Consider the following 19,675-nt stretch of genomic DNA (forward strand, 5'->3'; position numbering starts at 1 on the left):
ACGCCCCGCATGGCAGCCTCCCCTCGACATGTAGAACGTGTTCTACTATCGTCGGACGGGTCGGCGAGACGAGGGAGTGCGGGTGCGATACGGCGTCGTGTTGTTCACCAGTGACCGGGGCATCTCTCCGTCGGCGGTCGCGCGGGCCGCGGAGGAGGCGGGCTTCGCTTCGTTCGCGGTGCCCGAACACACGCACATCCCGGTGCGGCGCGAGGCGGCACATCCCGGCACGGGCACCGAGGAGCTGCCCGACGACCGCTACCTGCGCACGCTGGACCCGTGGGTCGCGCTGGCGACGGCCGCCGCCGTGACCGAGCGGATCGCGCTGTGCACCGCCGTCGCCCTGCCCGCCGAGCACGATCCCATCGCCTTGGCGAAGACCATCGCGACACTGGACCACCTTTCCGGCGGCCGCGTGACGCTGGGCGCCGGTTTCGGCTGGAACACCGACGAACTGGCCGATCACGGCGTCCCTGGCGGACGGCGCCGGACCGCGCTGCGCGAGTACCTCGACGCCATGCGAGCACTGTGGACGCAGGAAGAGGCGAGCTACGAAGGCGAGTTCGTGCGGTTCGGGCCCAGCTGGGCGTGGCCGAAGCCGGTGCGCGCCGGGCGGGTCCCGGTGCTGCTCGGCGCGGGCGGCACGGATCGCAACCTCGCCTGGATCGCGCGGTACGCCGACGGCTGGATCACCACCCCGACCGATCGCGACGTCGGCGACCGGACCCGCCGGCTGCGGAAGCTTTGGCAGGAAACCGGCCGGGAGGGGACACCCGAAGTGGTTGCCCTCGCCGGAAAACCGAACCCGGACGAGCTGGCTGTCTGGGCGGAATGCGGCGTGACCGAAGTCCTCTTCGGACTGCCGGACGCGGAGGCCGATGTGGTGACCGGTTACCTCACGCGGCTTTCCGAACGTCTCGGGCTGTCCCGCGGCGAATGACTGCGAGGTCGCCAGAGACCATGATCAGCGGTCGCGGATGGCGGCGAGCCGGGTCAGCGCCGCGGGCGCTCGAATCTTAGTCCATTGTGGACTTTTTGGCGGACGCCGAGCCGTCTGCCGGGCGCACGGGCAGGATTCCCGCGGCTGGGGAAGACGGTTGCCTGCGACTCTTCTGCGCGGCGGCCGGGGACGCCTTAGGCTGGGTTGGCCGGAGCCGGTTTTCGCTTCGGCGCACCCCGGACCCTGGTGGCTCACGCACGGCGGGCGTGAACGAGCGGAGCGGTCATGGGCAGTGCCGGGCAAACAAGGGAACCAGCGCTTGCGGCGAGTTGTTTTCGCTGGTCGCGGCCGTGTGGATGCGGGCGGGCGTCGTGACCGTCCGGTTGTGGTCGCGGCGCGGGCGAACGGTACGCGTGGCCGATGTGCCATCGTGGGTGCGCGAGCGCCCCGACGTTCCCGAGCGGATGGTGACGCTGGTCTACCGGGTCGGAGTCGGCCTCGGCCGTTCACCGCGGGGGTGTGCCCGGCTGTGCTCGCGGGTTCTGGTCCGTTCCGCCGTGCTGGGCGCGGAGCCGTCGACGCGGGATGAACAGGTGTGGATCGATCCGGGCAGGCGGGTGCGCACGAGGGTCGTCGTGGTGCTGCGCGCGGATCTGGGGGCGCGGATCGACCTGGCGTACCTGGATTCGGTGGTGCGCGACGCGATCTTCCTCGACGAGATGGCGTTGCTGCCGCCGCGTCAGCGGCTGGCACTGTGGATGACGACGCTGGGCGACGGCACCGTGCCCGATATCGTCGCCCGGACCGGATGGACGACGAGCCAGACGACCCGTCTGCTGCGGACCGCACTCCAGAGCGTCACCGCGCACAGCCCCGGATAGCGCGGCGAGCCACATGGGCCGCGTGTCAGCTCGGTGTTGCTGCTATCGAGCAGTATTCGCTGCCTCGCGCGGCCGGTGGCAACGCCGCGGCGATCTCGGACTCAGTGCACGAAGGGACGGTTCGACATCACCATGCGCACAGCCTGTCCAATGCGGACTGGCTCCTCGTCGGCGGCGCGGTAGATCACCAGCAGCTGGTCCGGATCTTGAAGCGGCGTAAGCGTTTCGAACTGCACCTCGATCAACCCGGCAACAGGATGCCGCATCACCTTGCGCCCGCGGCCGTTGACCTTGACGTCTCGCTCGGCCCACAATCGCGCGAATTCCTCGTCACGAGTGATGCATTCGGCGATGAGGTCGGTCAACGCCTGATCCTCCGGATGCGCGGCCCACGCAGCACGCAGGTGGGCGACTTCCTCCCGCACGACGCGTTCGCGGTCGACATAGAACTCCCGTGACTCTGGGCGCAGCAGGCACAGCCACATCGCATTGCGCTGCGGCGGCGGCAGGGTGTCGAAATCCAGGAGCAGCTTCGCCATTTCGCTGTTCCAGGCCAGGATGTCGCAGCGGCGGTTCATCAGCATGGCAGGCAGCGGCGACAAGTCGGCGACCAGCCGGGCCAGCGGCGGCGCCGCGGTGGTGGCGAGCTTGTCGGCGTCACGGGGGCGTTGCCGGGCCAGGCCCGAAGAGGTAGGCGCGTTCGTCGGAGGCCAAGCGCAGTGCCCGGGCGACCTTCGACACCTATGTCGAGCGCGGCGGCAACTTCATCGACACGACGATGTCAACGAATTACTCCGCTCAACCTGACCAGGCAAACATGCTTGTGACAGCAGTTAGACGAGCTACAGCGAGGCTGACAGCAGCTCTCGAAGATCCTTCAGGCTGCTCGCCGCGCGGCCGGAACGTACATCTGTCAGCGCCGCATCAGCTTGATCCGCGAGACTTCGCGCCTCCTCCAGGCGTCCCTCCTGTGCGTACAATGTGCCGAGGCTGATTACGAGCCCGGCCCTCGCGCGGGCTCGATCCGGCCCGAACTGCGGCAAGATCGTCTCGAATCGGCGTATCGCCTCTTGACGTTCGCCCGCTGCGCTCAGGGACTCGGTGATCAGCTTGTCGACGTGGGCAGGAGTCAGGAAAGTGGCCCACGCTGGCGCGTCACCTCCACGCGCGGATAGTTGCTCGGCGAGGTGGATGTGGCGCCGCGCGTTCGAGGTTTCCCCAGCGTTCGCCAAGTGCCGCGCGCACACCGCGTGAAGGTTGGCTTGTTCGAGCGCACAAACACGCTTGTCCGAGAAAGCAACACTGACGATCTTCGCAGCCTCGGCTGGCTCGTCCTTGCCGATCTGAGACGCTGTATCGATTAGGACATGGGCGCGCAGGTCTCGATCGTCACCCTCGTTGGCAGTTCGTAGTGCCAGCTCGGCCAGTCGACGGGCAGAGTACTTCCGGCCGGCGTCGTAATGCGTCCATGCGGTTCGGTCGGCCAACGCTGCGACAGCCGAGGACAGGGCGGTCCTGGTCGAAGTTGTCATGGACGCGTCGAGCAGGCTGACAGCCCACCTCAGCGCACCCGTGGATACGTCGGCGGCGGCTGCACCACCCAGCCGGAGATCGATCGCGGTGTAGGCGTTGGTGGCTTGGAGGACTGCGTTGACCTCTGACGTTCCAACCTCGGAAGGCACCTCCGGTGAGACCAAGCCGTCGAGCAAGCGTGACAGCGGCTCAGGCACTGCGGCACCAGCGGCCATCGCCGCAACCGCGGCCAGGAGTTCCCTGCGATTCACATCCTCACCTAGCCCTTGCACGCCGAGCGTGCGTTCGTAGGCGGCTACCAGCTCTGGGGTAGCTGTCCGCGTCCCATTCTCCACCCGGCTCAGCATCGACTTGCTGTAGCTGGTTTTCTTCGCCATGTAGTCGAGGCCGATATTGGCCTCTTCGCGCGCCGCGCGGAGCACCCTTCCCGATTCAGACACCTCAGCGGCCCCCTCGCGCGGTTGTCAACGGCAGTCAACAGTTGATCAGTTCCAAGTACGCCGCGTAATGCCGAGACTACTTGAGGGCGTAAGCGTCACCAACCTCCGCGATCCGGAGGGGCGCGTGCCCGCGAGTGCCAGCACCCAGTGTACCGGCACTCCAGGCTCGGATGGAGGCGCTGCCACGCGCCTTGCCAGGAAGGCGTTGCTCATCGTCGACCCCCTGTCGATGGCTGAGCGCGTCTCCGTCCGGGGCGTCGCGGGATCGACGGAGAGGCGGACGGCATGGCTACCAGGCAACACGGCGACGCAGACGCGAAGCTGATCAAGCATGGAACAAGGGTGCGGCGGCTGCCCAGCGCGGCCGTCCTGGGCCACGTGAGCGCGCTCGGGGCGAAGTGGGTCGAGGTCAGGACGTGGGGCAGGCGCCGGCCGATTCGGATCGACCCTCGCGTGCTTCGGGTGGTGGCCCTCAATGGGTGACCGCGGCGCTATCTGGATCATCTGTGGTCCGCTGTTCTTCGTGGCCGGAGCATTGACCCTCTACAAGTTGTACCTGGCCTACGCGGGCCGGAGTACCAGAGGCAAGCACACCAACTACTGTCCCGAGACTTCGGTGAAGGCGCTCGCGAAGACGGTTGCCAAGAGCAAGGTCCCGAAGGTGCCTCGGCCGGACTCACTGGAGCGTACGGTCATCCTTCCTCAGATCTCCGAACCCATCCCCGACGGGCCTGCGACCGAGGCGGTACCTGAGCCCTCACCGCTGCCGGTTCGCCGGGCACCTGTCGAACCGGCCTTTCTCATGGCCGGCGGGGCTGGCGTCGAGATCCCCGCCCGATTTGAGGACACGCGCCGTTCGTTCACCTTGGCCGAACTGCTCATGAGGGACGAGCCCCCGCAAGAGCAGGGCGAGCCCCCTGAAGAGGATGCCTTACCCGGACGAATCCCCCTGCGATCTCACTCCCTGATCGAGAGACCGGAGGCGCCGTGCACAACGGCGGCGCGATCCTCCTCGGTCTCGGCAGTCTGATTCTGGGCAGTTTGGTATCAAGCTTTCTTTCATGGACTTAAGGAATCAAAGATGTCAAATCAGGACGGTCTCGAATACGTCTCAGGTGGTAAGCCGATCGATCTTGTCGACGCACTCAAGCCATTGTCGGGGCCGGAATGGGAACAATTGCTTTTCGGCGATGAGGGCGAGATGTGAGGACTCGCCTGTGTGCGGTACTGATTTCCGAAATCAAGAGAGTTGACGTTAAATGATTTGAAATTCCACTGCAATGCAGCCACTAGTAAGGCATCTGGGTGACCACGATTCCGTGTGGCATCCCCGCGCGGTTCCATGAAGAGGTTGCCAAACGCGGTAACCGGGAAAAGGAGAAACTGTGACCATTGCACTCGAAGAACGCGCTGGCCAGGAACTGGTCTCTGCGGAACTATTTGATCGACTGGCAAGCCGGATCGCCAAAGAGCGCGACATGTCGCGAGAGTTCGCCGCGCGGATCATGGACCAGGCTCTAGCTTTCTTGTTTGCCTGCGGGCAGTCCCGAAGCATAGAACTCTGCCCGTCGCAGCTTGTCGACCTCGGCTGGCATACCTTCATCCTGCACACCCGCGAGTACGCGGACTTCTGCCAGGCAGTCGCCGGTCGGTTCCTGCACCACGTGCCGAACGACGACGGAGCAGGGCTGACGGACGCCGAGGAGGAGGCCGATCGCACTACGAGGGTCATTTCGTCGTCTGGGTTCGCTGTCGACCCGGAGCTGTGGTTGACTTTCAACCTCTCATGTAATGGCGGCGACGACGGATGTCGAGCATCTGGCAAAGACGGCAATGAGAACACCGACACTAACGGCAAGTAGAACCCGACCGAATTAAGGTAATTCTGTGGACAAGTACGGCTGGAGCGATCTTCCGCAATCCATTCGCAACGAAGTGCAAAGTCAAATCGGAATCGTTGCCGAGGTGGACGCGGCCACGGTCGGCCAGAGCTGCCATATTGCTACCACGTTAATTCGCGATGGAGCCGAACCTGTATTTTTCAAGGGCGTCAAGGGTATCTCTCCGGAAATGCGCTGGCTTCGCAATGAGGCAGAAATCGGCCAGTTGGCCCGTAGGATCGCTCCGGCCGTGCTTTTCTCCGCGGATGTTGAGGACTGGTTTGTCGTTGGATTCGAGCATGTGACTGGCCGACCGGCGAACCTTGCACCGGGCTCTGCGGATCTCTCCGCGGTAGCGACCACTTTGGCTCGCATCAGCTCTATCGAGGCGCCTGAAGTACGTGAACTTGGATTGCGCTGGAAGCCCCAGTGGTGGAGCAAGCTTGCAGGCGAGCGGCCGGACGTAGTCGGCGACTGGGACCTTGATGAACTGATGAGCTGGGAGGAGAAGGCGCCACCCCTGGTGCAGGGCAACAGGCTCATTCATACGGACCTGCATGAGGACCAGTTCATCATCAGCGAGGACGGCGAGACACACGTCATCGACTGGGGGTGGCCAGCCTCTGGTGCAGCATGGGTAGATGCCGCATTCATTGTCGTACGGATGATCGGTGCGGGGCACCGACCGCCTGACGCGGAGCGGTGGGCCAGTCGGAACACGAACTGGTCGGCTGCGTCGGAGGAGGCGGTGACCGCGTTTGCTGTCTTCATCGCGGGCCTATGGAACTACAAGGCCACTACGCCGAGGCTGGCGAAACTAGCCCGATCCTATGCGGGATGGCGTCTGCGCTGGCTCGACTGAACTACCTGCTAGAGCGCAAGAAGGCCCCTCCCGCGAATGGCCTGGACCCGCACGACCTGCTCGCCAGTGACCACATCCGCACGGTGACCGTAGGCGACCTGAAGATCGAAACCCGCCGCTGATACCCGAGGGAGGTCGGCGAGGATCGTCCGCCCGGTGCGGGGCTGGCTCTTTTGTCCTAGGACATTTACTGTGGCCGGGTGCGAGGACGAAGTGGCGTGACGATCAGGGGTGCGAGCGCGGCGGAGATCGTCGGCTCGGTCAGGGGCCTGATCGGTTCCGGGCGCCTTGGTGCGGGCGGTCTGCTGCCGTCGATCCGGGAGCTGGCGGCCGAGCTCGGGCTCAACCGGAACACGGTGGCCGCCGCGTACGCGCAGTTGGCGGCCGCGGGCCTGGTGGAAACGCGTCGGCGCGGCGGGACCGTGGTGCTGGGGCTGCCCGCGCTCGAAGGGGAGGGGCGCGCCGCCGGGGCCGGGCTGGTCAACCTGGCCAGCGGGAATCCGGCGGTGGAGTTCATGCCGGACGCGTCCGCGGCCTTCACCACGGGATACGTCCCGCCGTTGTACGGGCAGTCGCCGGTCAGCGCGCGGCTGGCGGCGTGGGCGGCGGAGGTGGTGAGCCCCGACGTCGAGGGCGCCGTGCACGGCATGGTGCTGGCGCACGGTGCGGTCGACGCGGTGGAGCGGCTGCTCAACGCGCATCTGACCCGGGGCGATGTCGTTGCCGTCGAGGACCCGTGCTTCCTGTCCGGCATCGGCACGATCCGGCTCAACGGTTATCGCAGCGCACCGGTCACCGTGGACGCCGAGGGCATGACGCCGGAAGGGCTGGCGGATGCGCTGGCCGCGGGCGCGCGGGCGGTGGTGTGCACGCCGCGGGCGCACAACCCCACGGGCGCCAGCCTCACCGAAGACCGGGCGGCCCGCTTGCGCCAGGTGCTGACGCGCCACCCCGAGGTTCTCGTGCTCGAGGACGACCACTTCTCCGCCGTTTCGGCGGTCCCGTATCACCGGATCACCCCGGCCGGCGCGCCGCACTGGGCACTGGTTCGTTCGGTTTCGAAGTTCCTCGGCCCGGATCTGCGGCTCGCTTTCGTGCTGGCCGATCCCGGCAGCGCCGCGCGGCTGCGGACCCGGCTGTCCCCGGCGGCGAGCTGGGTCAGCCATGTGCTGCAGCACCTCGTCGCGAACCTGCTCGACGATCCCGCCACCGCGCGGCTGTTGCGGCGCGCCCGCGATTCGTACGCCGCCCGGATCCGGTCGCTGACCGGCGCGCTGGCCGAGCAGGGCGTCGCGGTGCCCCCGCGCGGCGACGGCCTGAACGTGTGGATTCCCGTCGACCGCGAGGAAACCGGCCTCGTCGACGCGCTCGCCCGCCGCGGCTGGGCGGTGCGCCCAGGCGCCGATTTCGCGGTCGGCGGCCGTGGCGCGGGGGCGTTGCGGGTGACCACGTCGACGATCACGCCGCGGCAGGCGAAGGCGTTCGCCGCCGATCTCGCCGCGGTTCTGGAGCAGTGACGACCGAGGCGGCGCGCCCGCCGTCCCCGACCATCTCGAAGGAGAGCTGAAATGTTCACCGGTCTCAGTGCGTTCCCGTTGACCCCGATCACCGGCGAACGCGTCGACGAGCGGGCGTTCGCCGGGCTGATCGAGCGGCTGGCCGACGCGGGCGTGGACTCGATCACCGCGCTCGGATCCACCGGGTCCTACGCCTATCTCAGCCGCGAGGAGCGTGCCGCGGTCGCGCGCCTCGCCGTCCGCGGTGCCGGGGCCGTTCCGGTCATGGCCGGAATCGGGGCGCTGCGCACGCGACATGTGCTCGAAGCTGCCGAGGACGCCCAGAACGCCGGTGTCGCCGCGGTTCTGCTCGCCCCGCTGTCGTACCAGGCGTTGACCGAGGAGGACGTGGTGGGCTTGTACGAAACCGTCACCGCGAACCTGTCCGTGCCGCTGGTCGTCTACGACAACCCCGGCACGACGCACTTCACCTTCACCGACGAGCTCTACGCCCGGATCGCCGGACTGCCGCGGGTGGCGTCGATCAAGATCCCCGGCGTGCCCGCGAAGCGGGACGAGGCCGCTGCCCGCATCGCCCGCCTCCGCGCGTCGCTGCCCGCCGGGGTCACCGTCGGCGTCAGCGGCGACGCGCTCGCCTCGACCGGGCTCAACGCCGGGTGCCAGGCCTGGTACTCGGTCATCGGCGGCACCCTGCCGCAGGTGGCGCTGGAGATCACCCGCGCCGCCGAACGGGGCGAACCCGGTGCGGCCACGGAAGCCTCCCAGCGGCTGCAACCGCTGTGGGACCTGTTCGCACGCCACGGCAGCCTGCGGGTGATCTCCGCGATCGCCGAGCTGCTCGGACTGGTCGGGCGGCCGAACCTGCCACTGCCCATCCGCGGGCTGGGCGATGCCGCCCGGTCCGAGGTCGCCGGGGTGGTCGACCGGCTCCGGTTGCGGTGAACCGCATCCGCCCGACGTCGAGGGCCTGGCCGCGATGACCGAACCGCGCACCGGTGTCGTCGCGCGCGGCCGCGGTGCGGGCGGGAGCCGGTCGGCGCTGCCGCGCTACGTGATCGCCGCGACGCTCGCCCGTACCGCGGACGGCGGCGCGGTGGTGGCCATCGTGCTGCTGGTGACCGCGAGCGGCGGGCCGGGATGGCTGGCCGGTGCGCTCGGCGCGTGCATCACGGCGCCGCATCTGCTCGGCCCGTTCGTCGCGAGACGACTCGACACCGCGAACGACGGCCGCCGCGTGATCGCGGTCGCCTGCCTCGTCCACGGCGCCACCCTGGCCGCCGCGGTCCTGCTCTTCCCGATCGCGCACCCACTCGTCACGGCCGTTCTGCTGGTGGCCTCCGGCTTGTTCGGGCCGCTGCTCACCGGGGGCGTCAGCAGCCGCCTGCCCGCGATCGCCGGTGGTGACCGGGCCAGCCAGCGGCGAGCACAGGGATGGGACGTCGCCACGTACGGCATCGGCGGCACCGTCGGCCCCACCGTGGTCGCGGCGGTCGCGGCATGGGCCACCCCGGCCGCGGCCGCGCTCGTCCTCGCCGCCGGTACCTTCGTCGCCGCGGCGTTCGTGCTCCTGCTGCCGTATGCCCCGCCCGCCGCCCAGCCCGAGGACGTCCCGCGCCCCGGACGGACGCTCCTGGTGATGATGTCGACCGGGCCGCTGCGCCGCACGCTGTACCTGACCATGATCGTCGCGTTCGGCGTCGCCGCGCTCCCCATCACCGCGGTGGCGGGCACGGACCTGCTCGGGGTGGACCACGCGGCGGCGGGCGTGCTCACCGCCGCGTACGGGCTGGGCAACCTCGCCGGGTCGGCAGGCGTGCTGATCCGCCCGCTCACCGGAGACGCCGACGGGCTCATGACCCGGCTCGCCACCGTCGTCGCGGTCACCCTGCTGGGAGTCACCGCCGCCCCGGTGTTCGGCGTGGCGGTGGCGGCCTACGCGGTGGCGGGGATCGCCAACGGCTACTTCTTCGCCGCGACGCTCGCCGCCCGCAACGAGTACGCGCCACGCGAGGCCCGCGGCCAGGTGTTCGTCTGGGTCGGCGCCCTCAAGATCACCACGGGATCGGCGGGCACCGCACTCGCCGGGGCGATCGTCGGCGTCACGATCTACCTCCCGCTGGCGCTGGCGATCGCACTGACGGCGGTCGCGGCCGTCATCGCGGCCTGGGAACGCCGAACGCGCCCGTTCTCCCGCCGAGCGTCCTAAGTAGACACCGGTGCCCGCCGAGGAGCGATCTTGACGTTGACCCGAGGTCAGGGTGGACGCTGACCACATGACCACCACCACCGCACATTGGACGGGCATGGTGCCCGTCGACGACACGGCCCTCGCGGTCACCGATACCCGCGGCCCCGGTTCCCCCGTCGTCTATCTCAACGGCGCCTACGCCAGTCAGCGGTCCTGGCGGCGCGTGATCGCCGAGCTAGGCACCGGCTGGCGGCACATCACGTACGACGAGCGGGCCCGCGGCCGGTCGAAGAGGTCGGCGGACTACTCCTTCGCGGGGGCACTGCACGACCTCGACGCGGTTGTCGAGGCGACCGGTGTGGACCGGCCGCTGCTGGTCGGCTGGTCCTACGGTGCGGCGCTCGCGGTGCACTGGGCCGCTGGCAACCCGGACCGCGCCGGGGGCGTGGTCGTGGTCGACGGCGGGGTTCCGTGGGGGCTGACCGGCGAGGAAAACCGGGAACGGATCCGGCACGCGTTCCGCCGGATGCGGCTCGTCCTGCCGCTCGGGCGCCCGCTCGGCTTGACCGCCAGGATGTCCGCCGACGAGCACGCCGAGGTCGGCATCGAGATCAACGAGATCTGCGCTGCCATCGAACCCGTACTGGACCAGGTGACCTGCCCGGTGCGCTACGTTTTCGCCACGGGTGCGAACCTCGGCGGAGGACGGGAGGAGATGGAGGAGATGCGCGCTTCGCTCGATCCGGTCCTCCGCCGGAAACCGAACCTGCGGATCAGCGCGAAGGTCGCGAGCAATCACACGCAGATCGTGCGCAAGGATTTCCGGGCCATCGCCACCGCGCTACGGGAGACCGAGGCCGCGCACGATCAGGAGGCCCGCTGAGCCGCCCGGCCGCCGGACTGACCATCGGGCAGGCGGCCGCGTTCGCCGGTATCACGATCAAAACGGTGCGGCACTACCACAAGCTCGGCCTGGTCGACGAACCAGCGCGCGACGGTTCGGGGTACCGGCGGTACGGATCGGACGACCTGTCGCGGCTGGTTCAGGTCAGGACGCTGGCCGCCGCCGGTGTGCCGCTGGCCGAAATCGGCCCGCTGCTCGATTCCGACGCCGCGTCGTTCGCCACGTCGCTGGCCGACGTCGAGCGGCACCTCACCGAACGGATCGACGAGCTGACCGCGCGGCGCGACATGCTGCGCCGGCTCGCTTCCGGCGACCGGGCCCTGTTACCCGACCGCGCCGTGGTGCTGCTGGAGGGCATGCCCAGCCTCGGCTTCACCCCGGACGACGTGACGATCGCCCGTGAATCCTTCGTACTGGCCAAAGCCCTGGTGCCCGAAGGCTTCGACGACTACCTCACCGATATCGAGCACGCCCTGCGAGACCCCCGGTTCGTCGCACTGACCAAGCGCACCACGGAAGTGGCGGGCTGGGCGCCCGACGACCCCCGTGTCGCCGAGCTGGCCGCCGACCTCGCCGCGCACTACCTCGCCAACCCCGCGCAGCTGAAGATCGTGACCGGCCTGCAAGCCCGCACCGAAGCCGCGACCAAGTACCGGCTGATCGCCCACCACGGCGAACAGCGGGAGTCGGCCGCGGCGCGGCTGGCCGCGCTCGTCGAAACGAAACTCCGCTCCGCCGGTGTCCACATCTCCGGACCGGACGCGCACTGAACGCTCGCATTACCGGCGGCGTCCCGGACCTCACGAAGGAACCGCTGCCGGGACGCTCCCGCGACGCGAAAACGAAGTTCTGGTCATCTCACAGCCGAGGGCGAACGCCGCGGCCACTAGGCCATCCGGCAGATTTCTCGATACGGCACGCCGGGCAAGGGGATCACGGGAGGTTATACCGAAATGGGATTAGTGCCCGGTAATATCCGTCAATACGATTCATCGGAACGCTGAAAGAGCGGCGCCCGTCCGCTCGGAAACCGAGGTTCCGGTGAGTCGCACACGCGTCCTGTCCCTGGTGGCCGCGCTCCTCGTACTTTCGCCAGTGGCGGGAACCGCCACCGCCACCACGGTCACCAGGCGGGCCGCGCCGTACTGCTACGAGGAACCGTCGCAGCCCACCGCGGACGTGAGCGATCTCAAGGCGAGGTTCACCTCCTCGAACTGGATGCCGACGCTCCAAGCCATGTACCAGCGGCGCTGGCCCAGCGGGCAGGCGCTGGCCGTCGTGCAGGCCAAGGACAAGTACTGGGACCAGTTCGTGCAGAAGAACAGCTTCGAGGCCTTCGCCGAGTCGATGATGGTGGCGATCCACGAAGAAACCCACATGTGGGATCTCGACCCGGCGCGGACCAGGTGGAACGTGCACACCGCGGCCTGGATCAACGCCGCACGGCAGGATATGACGGTGCCGCTGTACGACGGCTTCCCCCGCAAGGAGATCCTGCCGTTGATCAAGGATCGGCTCAGCGATTCCATGGACGGCATCTACCTGCGCGACCGGACCCAGGGCGACTACCACCTGCAGGGCGTGACCGCGGAGCTGAACGCCGGGCTGACCGGCCTGCCCGCGGTGACGGTGGTCCAGGAGTACATCAAGGGCATCGGGGCCAGCAACGCGCGCGACATCGCCGCCACCAACCTGCGGTACCTGCTGCTCTACCTGCGGGTGGCCAAGGACCGGCACCCCGACTACTGGGCGAAGATCAGGAACGAGCCGAAGCTGCGCGAGCTGGTGCTGACCCAGTTCCTCCGCACGGCCTACTGGCTGGAGAAGTCGGCGCCCTTCACCGGCAAGCTGGGCAGCCCCGACGCCGACAAGATCACCGCGAGCAACTACGCGCCGGAGAACCTGGCCGTCCTGCAGGAGTTCACCGGCAGGACGGTCCGCACCGACGCCCAGAAGAACTGCACCACCTGAACCCGATCCGGGACTTTCCTCAGCGGGCCCACCGGATCGGCAGGGACTTGAGGCCGTTCTGGAAGTTCGACCGCAGCCGCACCGGAGCGCCCGCGAGCGAAACTTCGCCGAGCAGGTCGAGCACGGCGCCGAACATCGCCCGAAGCTGCACCCTGGCCAGGTGCGCGCCGAGGCAGAAGTGCGGGCCGTGGCCGAAGGTCAGGTGATCGTTCGGGGTACGGGCGATGTCGAAGGTGTCCGGGTCGGCGAAGGCCGCCGGGTCGCGGTTCGCCGCGGAGAACCAGACCACCACCTTGTCACCGGCCCGGATGTCCACATCGGACAGCCGGACGCCCGCGGTCGCCGTGCGGCGGAAGTGCGTCACCGGCGTCCACCAGCGCAGCATCTCCTCGACCGCCGACGGCAGCAGCGACCGGTCGGCCAGCAGCCGCCGGTACTGCGCGGGGTGCGAGAGCAGCGCCAGCATCCCGCCGGGCAGGCCGTTGCGCAGGGTTTCGTTGCCTGCCACCGAAAACAGCCAGAACAGGTTCTCGAACTCGGCGAGCGAGACGCGGCCGCCGTCATCGCCGACGTGCCGCATCAGGTTGCTCATCACGTCGTCACCCGGGTGCGAGCGCTTGTGTTCGCCGAGGGCGTTCGCGTACGCGTAGAGATCGGGCATCCCGGCGCGCGTTCGCGGATCCGGCATCGAGCCGTCCTGGCCGGGGGACGGGCGGACGGCGAGCGCGGTCCGCGCCAGTTCGGTCACCGAAGAAGCGTCTACGGTGGCGCTGACCGCGTACTCGGCGTCCTGGTAGCCGATCACGCGGTTGCTCCAGTCGTACATCAGCCGCCGGTCCTGCTCCGGCACCCCGAACACCGCGGCGAGGGTGCGCAGCGGCAGATCGGCGGCGACCTTCGCGAAGTCGCACTCACCCCGTCCGGCGACTGCGATGACGAGCTCCCGCGCCCGCGTCTCGATCTGCTCGGTCAGCTTCGCGAGGGCGCGCGGCGTGAACGCCTTCGCGAGCAGCCCGCGCAGCCTGCCGTGCTCCGGCGGGTCCATGTTGAGCATCATCCGGCGCACGTACGCCAGGTCGCCGTCGGTGGCGGGGTCCCGGATCTGCGTTCCGCCGAGCTGCGAGGAGAACACGTCCGGATCGCGGAGCACCCGCCGCACGTCGGCGTGCCGCAGCACGGCCCAGAAGTCGTCGACGCGCACCACCGGCGACGCGTGCCGCAACCGCGCCAGCTCGTCGTACGGGACGCCCCGCAGATAGGTGTTCGGATCGGTGATCCCCACGAACCGACCCTAGCCGCGCCGGGCCGCCTCGGGCAGGCTTCCCCGGATGGACACGCTGAACACGCGCACCGGCGGCGAGGGCGAACCGGCCGTCCTTCTCCTGCACGGTCTTGGCGCGACCGGCGCCGTGTGGGCCCGCTTCTCCGAGCTGCTCGACCGGCGCGCACTGGCGCCGGACCTGCCCGGCCACGGCCCGTCCTCGCCTCTGCCGCACTACAGCTTCGCCACGTTCACCGCGGCGGTCGCGCGGGCGCTGCCCGGCAAGGGCCCGCTGGTCGTCGCCGGGCATTCGCTCGGCGGCGTGCTCGCGCTGGAACTCGCGTCCGGCAAGTACGACATCGAGGTCGCGGGCGTGCTGGCCCTCGGTGTGAAGGTGGAGTGGAGCCAGGACGACCTCGGCCGCGCGGCGACGTTCGCGGCCCGGCAGGCGCGCGTTTTCGAGATGAGGGAACGCGCCGAGCAGGCCTACCTCAAGGTCTCCGGGCTGCTCGGGATCGCGCCCGCCGACCCGGCCGGGCTTCGCGAGACCGAAGGAGGGTGGCGCCTCGCGATGGACCCGGCCGCGTTCGGTGTCGGCGCACCGGACATGCCGGCACTGCTCGCCGCGGCGCGCTGCCCGGTCGTGCTGGCGGCGGGCGAGACCGACGGGATGAGCCGTCCCGAGCACCTGCGCGCACTCGACCCGGACGCGGTCACCCTGGCCGGTCTCGGGCACAACGCCCATGTCGAGGACCCGGCCGCGGTCCGCGCCCTGCTGGCGCGCCTCGGCGTCTGAAGGCTGCCGTACCCACCCGGCGGCTGCTCCTCGAACCGCTCCGGGCTTTCGCGGCTCTTCGCCGCTTGCACCCCCACCGGCCGGTCGCGGGCGGCCACGGATTCTCGCTGCGGTTCGAAGGAGACGCGGTCGCGAAGCACCAGTCCTGAGATTGCTGTTATGTCAGCATCCACTGTACTGTTCGAGCTGTGCTGACGTGTGAAACCAGGGGTGCCGCTCTCGCCCGGCTCGGCCGTGCGCTGGCCGATCCGACCCGCTGCAAGATCTTGGTTGCCTTGCTCGATGGCGTGAGTTACCCCGGCCGGCTGGCTGAGCAGCTCGGTCTGAGCCGCTCTAACGTGTCCAACCACCTGGCCTGCTTGCGTGGCTGTGGCCTGGTCGTGGCCACCTACGAGGGGCGGCAGGTCCGTTACGAGCTGGCTGACGCCCACCTCGCCCGCGCCCTGCGCGAGCTGGTCCAGGTCGTGCTCGCCGTCGACACCGACGAGCCCTGTCTCGATGACGAACCCGCTGCGGCCACCGCCACGATCGGCACCAGGAAGATCCGATGAGCGAGCACGCCGACCGTCGTGAACTTCCCTTGACCACGGTGGACGCACCTGCTGATGGCTGCGTCGGCGGGTGCTGTGCGGCCGATGCGGCGGTCACCACGGCGGCCGTGAGTCCCGAGCGGCGCGCGATCCTGTCGCGCCGGGTCCGGTGGTTCGTCGCCGCGACGATCACCTACAACGTCATCGAAGCGATCATCGCGATCTCCGCCGGCACGATCGCCTCGTCCACCTCGCTGATCGGCTTCGGGCTCGATTCGGTCATCGAAGTCGCCTCTGCCGCGGCGGTGGCCTGGCAGTTCTCGGGTAAGGACCCCAAATCTCGCGAACGCACCGCGCTCAAGGTCATCGCGGTGTCCTTCTTCGCTCTCGCCGCCTACGTCGGCGTCGAAGCGGTGCGCACCCTGTTCGGCGCCGCTCCCGCCGAGCATTCCACAGCCGGTATCGTGCTCGCGGCGGTCTCGTTGCTGGTGATGCCGTTCCTGTCCTACGCCCAGCGGCGCGCCGGGCGGGAACTCGGCTCCGCCAGCGCGGTCGCCGACTCCAAGCAGACGCTGCTGTGCACGTACCTGTCCGGTGTCCTGCTGGTCGGCCTGCTGCTCAACAGCCTCCTCGGCTGGTACTGGGCCGATCCGCTCGTCGCGCTGGCCATCGCCGCCGTCGCGGTCAAGGAAGGCCGCGAAGCCTGGCGTGGCGAACACTGCTGCTGACGAACACGCCCACCGCGGCGCGATAGCCGCTGTTCGGGGCTGGCTACGGCTTTCGGCGAGTTGCCCTCTCGTACAGGTGGAAGGATTGACGACCATGACCGACGCCAGACCGCTGGGCGCCGACGAGGCCACGTTCATCGCGGTGGCCCGCTCAGGCGATGCGGCGCGGTTCGCGCTCATCACCGAGCGCCACCGGCGTGAGCTGCAGGTGCACTGCTACCGGATGCTCGCGAACTACGAGGACGCCCAGGACATGACGCAGGAGACGTTCCTGCGGGCGTGGCACAAGCGGGGGTCGTTCAAGGGCCACGCCGCGCTGCGGACCTGGCTGTACCGGATCGCGACGAACGCCTGCCTCGACTTCCTGGAGAAGCGCGACGACCGCACACCCGTGCCGGCCGAGCTGCCCTACCTGCAGCCGTACCCCGACCGGATGCTCCCCGAGGACCCGCAGGAATCGGTGGTGGCGCGGGAGACGATCGAGCTGGCGTTCATCGTCGCCGTCCAGCACCTGCCGCCGCGGCAGCGGGCGGTGTTCATCCTGCGCGACGTCCTCGGCTGGCCGGCGTCGAAGGCCGCCGACGCCCTCGAGCTGACCGCCGCATCGGTGACCAGCGCACTGCAGCGGGCGCGCGTGACGATGCGCGAACAGCTGCCCGACCGCCGCCTGGACTGGCGGAGCCCGGCACCCCACGAGCTGTCGCATGACGAGCGCGGCGTGGTGAAGGCCTACATCGACGCCCATGAGCGCAACGACCTCGACCGGCTGACGTCCCTGCTGCGCGACGACCTGCGCTTCGCGATGCTGCCCGGGTCGGGCGCCGTGATCACGACGGCCAAGGACGCGGTGGACGGCTGGGTCGCCGGCGGGCTCTTCCAGCGCGGCCACGACGACTGGCGCGGTGTCACCACGACGGTCAACCGCATGCCCGCCGCCGTGCTGTACCTCCGCACCCCCGACGACCCGGAGTACCGGTTGTTCGCCATCGCGGTCCTGCGCATCGTCGACGGGAAGATCGCCGAGCTCACCGGATTCGACACCACCGGCAAACCATGGCTGGACCTGCCCCCGGCACTGTGATCACCCCGGTCCCCACCGTCGGCGAGTCCAGCGAGCCGAACAGGTGGCCCGTGCTCATCGCCTCGTCTCGTACCGGGTCAGCACCACGCCGCCGGGAAACGTCCGCGTCTCCACGAGGTTCAGGTTCACCCAGCCGTCCAGCGCGGTGAAGAACGGCGTGCCGCCACCGGCCAGGACTGGATAGGTGGCCAGCATGTACTCGTCGATCAGCCCGGCCCGCATGGCGGCACCGGCGAGCGTCGCACCCCCGATCTCCATCGGGCCGCCGCCCTCGGCCTTGAGCCGGGTGATCTCGGCGACCGCGTCGCCGGTGACCAGGCGGGTGTTCCAGCCGACCTCGCCGATCGTCGAGGAGAACACCACCTTCGGCGTCTCCCGCCAGTTCCGCGCGAATTCGATCTCCGCCGGGGTGGCGCCCGGCTGCTGGTCGCCGGTCGGCCAGTAGGAACTCATCGTCTCCCACAGCTTGCGCCCGTACAGCGACATGCTGTTGCCCAGCTCCTGGTCGAGCCACCACTGGAACAGCTCGTCGCTCGGCGGTCCGCCCCAGCCGATGTCGTCGCCGGTCGCGGCGATGTAGCCGTCCAGGGTCACGTTCATGCCGAAGATCAGTTTCCGCATCATGCCAGCCTCTCGTGAGTCGATCTCCCCGTACAGACGGGCGCGGCGCGAAAACCTAGTCGGTGCGCGATCTGCGTCCGGCGGACATCCGCGGTTCTCGGCCAGCGCGCCGGGGCTCGGACCTTGGGTGTGGTTTGCCGGTGAAGGTGCCGATCCGTTCGATCCGGCTTCCTCGCCGAGCGCCGCCTCGCCGGTGGTGCCGCATGCGTTTCCCCGGGGGCGAGGTCGCGCACCGTCCCGGGCGAGCTGACGAGGGTCGCGCCGCCGGTCGATAGATCACCCGGCCACAGCTTCGTCGCACTGCGGGCGGCAGCCGCCCCGAGCGCCGCTCCCTCGATGTCCCGCCCCCGGATTCGCCGGACAGCACCACCGTCGACTCGGCCCGGATCGCGTCGACCCTGCCTACGTCGACAAGGTTCGGGCCGTGCGTTCGTGGCAGCGGCCAAGGCCTACACGAGCGCCTCGGTGAGGGTGAATACCCACTTGACACCGCCCGCCGGGAAGTTAGGGAAGAACTCGGACTTGATTGGAGCTGGGGTGGCTGCTGGTCATTGATTGAGTTCCGCCACAACAGGACGGAAGGTCCGCCCGCACTAATTGCCTTCTCGACGGCGGCAACCTCGCTCAGTCCGGGGTGGCTTCTTTGCGTTTACCCGATGGGGGGACTCAAGCGATGGAAGTTCGCCACGCCTGCTCAGTGCGCCGATCTACTCCCGTCGCACACGGGTTGCCGTGTCGACGTTGTGTCTGGATATCGTCGGGACTGAAAATCGTCCATCTTCAGCAGGGTTTCAACCCGATCGACGACTGGAGTGAATCGTTGAAGATCAAGTTTCTTGGGATTTTCGGGCTGCGAGCGCTGGTATGGACTGGATCTTCTCGGCGGCGAGGTGTTCCCAAATGATTCCTGCGGGTCGGGGTGATGGCCCGCATCGGATCACCTCATCTGGTGTGATGATCAGGTCGACGCGGAAGTCGTGCTCGGTCTCGGGTAGGTCGTGGTCGACGACTTGGAGTTCGTGCACGGTGGTCACAATCGTCGTGGAAGGCCCGAGCAGGCTGGCCTCGGCGAGCAGGCCCATCTCGATGTCCGAGTATCCAGCGCCTTTCCCGATCCGTACCCCGCGGTGGTCGACGGCGACCGTGCCGCAGACGACGATGTCGACCGGGCGCATCTCGGCTGGGCCAACGGTCCTTGCGACTTCGGCGGCGCGCTTGCTGGCCGCGGCGTCGATGCCATGCCGTGCAGGGTCGAGCAAGTAGAACGGGTTCGTGGCCGCGATGGCCGGTACGGCCATGTAGAGCAGCTTCTGGTCGCGCAGAGCTTGCGTGCGTACGGGGAGTTGTGCCTTGTCCGGGTTGGCTTTGATGACGAGGGCGTCCTGCCAGACTTCGAGCGCGGCGAGCCGGTTCGCCGCGGTATCGGCGCCGACGAAGCTGGGAATGTGTCCGGAAGCACCAGGTGGATTGACAGCGCCAGCGCGGTCCAGGGTTTCCCAAATCTGCTCGCGAACTGCTCGCTTGCTTGCCTCGACGTCCATA

The 19,675-nt window shown here is 68.8% G+C and carries 22 protein-coding genes; 17 read left to right on the top strand and 5 right to left on the bottom strand.

Features of this window, described 5'->3' with window-relative positions; genetic code table 11:
* Positions 1-82: 82 nt before the first annotated feature.
* Positions 83-940: an LLM class F420-dependent oxidoreductase gene (locus ABD256_RS15600; protein ID WP_344418284.1), complete on the top strand. Its 858-nt coding sequence runs from the start codon at positions 83-85 to the stop codon at positions 938-940.
* A 266-nt stretch (positions 941-1,206) separates the two neighbouring features.
* Positions 1,207-1,821, top strand: coding sequence for a hypothetical protein (locus ABD256_RS15605; protein WP_344418286.1), 615 nt, complete (start codon positions 1,207-1,209; stop codon positions 1,819-1,821).
* 101 nt (positions 1,822-1,922) lie between these two features.
* Here ABD256_RS15605 and ABD256_RS15610 read toward each other — a convergent pair whose 3' ends face one another.
* Entirely contained in the window at positions 1,923-2,405 is a 483-nt protein-coding gene (locus ABD256_RS15610; RefSeq protein WP_486303467.1) for an MmyB family transcriptional regulator, read from the bottom strand.
* Positions 2,406-2,663: 258 nt separating this feature from the next.
* Positions 2,664-3,794 carry an NsdA family TPR-like regulatory protein gene (locus ABD256_RS15615; protein ID WP_344418288.1) on the bottom strand — a complete coding sequence of 377 codons (1,131 nt, stop codon included), beginning with the start codon at positions 3,792-3,794 and terminating at the stop codon, positions 2,664-2,666.
* A gap of 475 nt (positions 3,795-4,269) precedes the next feature.
* Between ABD256_RS15615 and ABD256_RS15620 the strand changes: the two genes are divergently transcribed.
* The 11 genes from ABD256_RS15620 to ABD256_RS15670 all read left to right on the top strand — a co-directional run bounded on the left by ABD256_RS15620 (position 4,270) and on the right by ABD256_RS15670 (position 13,116).
* On the top strand, positions 4,270-4,824 hold the full coding sequence (locus tag ABD256_RS15620) for a hypothetical protein (protein WP_344418290.1): 555 nt from the start codon (positions 4,270-4,272) through the stop codon (positions 4,822-4,824).
* Positions 4,825-4,875: 51 nt separating this feature from the next.
* Positions 4,876-5,001, top strand: a complete 126-nt coding sequence (locus ABD256_RS15625; protein WP_344418292.1) for a hypothetical protein — start codon at positions 4,876-4,878, stop codon at positions 4,999-5,001.
* A 178-nt stretch (positions 5,002-5,179) separates the two neighbouring features.
* Positions 5,180-5,656, top strand: coding sequence for a glycine-rich domain-containing protein (locus ABD256_RS15630; protein WP_344418294.1), 477 nt, complete (start codon positions 5,180-5,182; stop codon positions 5,654-5,656).
* Between the two features lie 25 nt (positions 5,657-5,681).
* Complete coding sequence (locus ABD256_RS15635) at positions 5,682-6,536, top strand: phosphotransferase family protein (protein WP_344418295.1); 855 nt, start codon at positions 5,682-5,684, stop codon at positions 6,534-6,536.
* Entirely contained in the window at positions 6,512-6,658 is a 147-nt protein-coding gene (locus tag ABD256_RS15640) for a hypothetical protein (RefSeq protein ID WP_344418296.1), read from the top strand. The genes ABD256_RS15635 and ABD256_RS15640 overlap by 25 nt, the downstream gene beginning before the upstream one ends.
* Before the next feature lie 96 nt (positions 6,659-6,754).
* Positions 6,755-8,053, top strand: coding sequence for an aminotransferase class I/II-fold pyridoxal phosphate-dependent enzyme (locus ABD256_RS15645; protein ID WP_344418297.1), 1,299 nt, complete (start codon positions 6,755-6,757; stop codon positions 8,051-8,053).
* A 51-nt stretch (positions 8,054-8,104) separates the two neighbouring features.
* Positions 8,105-8,995, top strand: a complete 891-nt coding sequence (locus ABD256_RS15650; protein ID WP_344418298.1) for a dihydrodipicolinate synthase family protein — start codon at positions 8,105-8,107, stop codon at positions 8,993-8,995.
* Positions 8,996-9,029: 34 nt separating this feature from the next.
* A complete protein-coding gene (locus ABD256_RS15655; protein WP_344418299.1) occupies positions 9,030-10,259 on the top strand; it encodes an MFS transporter in 1,230 nt (409 codons plus the stop codon).
* Positions 10,260-10,326: 67 nt separating this feature from the next.
* Positions 10,327-11,124: an alpha/beta fold hydrolase gene (locus ABD256_RS15660; RefSeq protein ID WP_344418300.1), complete on the top strand. Its 798-nt coding sequence runs from the start codon at positions 10,327-10,329 to the stop codon at positions 11,122-11,124.
* Positions 11,125-11,147: 23 nt separating this feature from the next.
* On the top strand, positions 11,148-11,915 hold the full coding sequence (locus ABD256_RS15665) for a MerR family transcriptional regulator (RefSeq protein WP_344418544.1): 768 nt from the start codon (positions 11,148-11,150) through the stop codon (positions 11,913-11,915).
* A 271-nt stretch (positions 11,916-12,186) separates the two neighbouring features.
* On the top strand, positions 12,187-13,116 hold the full coding sequence (locus ABD256_RS15670; RefSeq protein ID WP_344418301.1) for a hypothetical protein: 930 nt from the start codon (positions 12,187-12,189) through the stop codon (positions 13,114-13,116).
* 19 nt (positions 13,117-13,135) lie between these two features.
* Here ABD256_RS15670 and ABD256_RS15675 read toward each other — a convergent pair whose 3' ends face one another.
* Positions 13,136-14,398 (bottom strand): cytochrome P450, encoded by a 1,263-nt coding sequence (locus tag ABD256_RS15675; protein WP_344418302.1) that lies wholly within the window; start codon positions 14,396-14,398, stop codon positions 13,136-13,138.
* Positions 14,399-14,444: 46 nt separating this feature from the next.
* Here ABD256_RS15675 and ABD256_RS15680 point away from each other — a divergent pair, with 46 nt between their 5' ends.
* From ABD256_RS15680 to ABD256_RS15695, 4 genes are all read left to right on the top strand, one after another.
* On the top strand, positions 14,445-15,173 hold the full coding sequence (locus ABD256_RS15680) for an alpha/beta fold hydrolase (RefSeq protein WP_344418304.1): 729 nt from the start codon (positions 14,445-14,447) through the stop codon (positions 15,171-15,173).
* A gap of 188 nt (positions 15,174-15,361) precedes the next feature.
* Positions 15,362-15,724 carry a Cd(II)/Pb(II)-sensing metalloregulatory transcriptional regulator CmtR gene (gene cmtR / locus ABD256_RS15685; RefSeq protein ID WP_344418306.1) on the top strand — a complete coding sequence of 121 codons (363 nt, stop codon included), beginning with the start codon at positions 15,362-15,364 and terminating at the stop codon, positions 15,722-15,724.
* Positions 15,721-16,431 (top strand): cation efflux transmembrane domain-containing protein, encoded by a 711-nt coding sequence (locus tag ABD256_RS15690; RefSeq protein WP_344418308.1) that lies wholly within the window; start codon positions 15,721-15,723, stop codon positions 16,429-16,431. Before cmtR ends, ABD256_RS15690 begins: the two co-directional genes overlap by 4 nt.
* A gap of 94 nt (positions 16,432-16,525) precedes the next feature.
* Entirely contained in the window at positions 16,526-17,512 is a 987-nt protein-coding gene (locus tag ABD256_RS15695; protein ID WP_344418310.1) for an RNA polymerase subunit sigma-70, read from the top strand.
* Positions 17,513-17,566: 54 nt separating this feature from the next.
* Here the strand turns inward: ABD256_RS15695 and ABD256_RS15700 are convergent, their stop codons facing one another.
* On the bottom strand, positions 17,567-18,133 hold the full coding sequence (locus ABD256_RS15700; RefSeq protein WP_344418312.1) for a dihydrofolate reductase family protein: 567 nt from the start codon (positions 18,131-18,133) through the stop codon (positions 17,567-17,569).
* A gap of 827 nt (positions 18,134-18,960) precedes the next feature.
* Entirely contained in the window at positions 18,961-19,674 is a 714-nt protein-coding gene (locus tag ABD256_RS15705; RefSeq protein WP_344418314.1) for a 5-formyltetrahydrofolate cyclo-ligase, read from the bottom strand.
* Between the last annotated feature and the right edge of the window lies 1 nt (position 19,675).

It is taken from the genome of Amycolatopsis minnesotensis (assembly GCF_039529815.1).
Classification (GTDB): domain Bacteria; phylum Actinomycetota; class Actinomycetes; order Mycobacteriales; family Pseudonocardiaceae; genus Amycolatopsis; species Amycolatopsis minnesotensis.

Excerpts from the sequence above, each read along its gene's own strand:
- ABD256_RS15610 (WP_486303467.1), bottom strand. The coding sequence starts at position 2,405 with ATGCTGATGAACCGCCGCTGCGACATCCTGGCCTGGAACAGCGAAATG.
- ABD256_RS15620 (WP_344418290.1), top strand. The coding sequence starts at position 4,270 with ATGGGTGACCGCGGCGCTATCTGGATCATCTGTGGTCCGCTGTTCTTC.
- ABD256_RS15625 (WP_344418292.1), top strand. The coding sequence starts at position 4,876 with ATGTCAAATCAGGACGGTCTCGAATACGTCTCAGGTGGTAAGCCGATC.
- ABD256_RS15640 (WP_344418296.1), top strand. The coding sequence starts at position 6,512 with ATGGCGTCTGCGCTGGCTCGACTGAACTACCTGCTAGAGCGCAAGAAG.
- ABD256_RS15650 (WP_344418298.1), top strand. The coding sequence starts at position 8,105 with ATGTTCACCGGTCTCAGTGCGTTCCCGTTGACCCCGATCACCGGCGAA.
- ABD256_RS15655 (WP_344418299.1), top strand. The coding sequence starts at position 9,030 with ATGACCGAACCGCGCACCGGTGTCGTCGCGCGCGGCCGCGGTGCGGGC.
- ABD256_RS15660 (WP_344418300.1), top strand. The coding sequence starts at position 10,327 with ATGACCACCACCACCGCACATTGGACGGGCATGGTGCCCGTCGACGAC.
- ABD256_RS15680 (WP_344418304.1), top strand. The coding sequence starts at position 14,445 with ATGGACACGCTGAACACGCGCACCGGCGGCGAGGGCGAACCGGCCGTC.
- ABD256_RS15690 (WP_344418308.1), top strand. The coding sequence starts at position 15,721 with ATGAGCGAGCACGCCGACCGTCGTGAACTTCCCTTGACCACGGTGGAC.
- ABD256_RS15695 (WP_344418310.1), top strand. The coding sequence starts at position 16,526 with ATGACCGACGCCAGACCGCTGGGCGCCGACGAGGCCACGTTCATCGCG.
- ABD256_RS15700 (WP_344418312.1), bottom strand. The coding sequence starts at position 18,133 with ATGCGGAAACTGATCTTCGGCATGAACGTGACCCTGGACGGCTACATC.
- ABD256_RS15705 (WP_344418314.1), bottom strand. The coding sequence starts at position 19,674 with ATGGACGTCGAGGCAAGCAAGCGAGCAGTTCGCGAGCAGATTTGGGAA.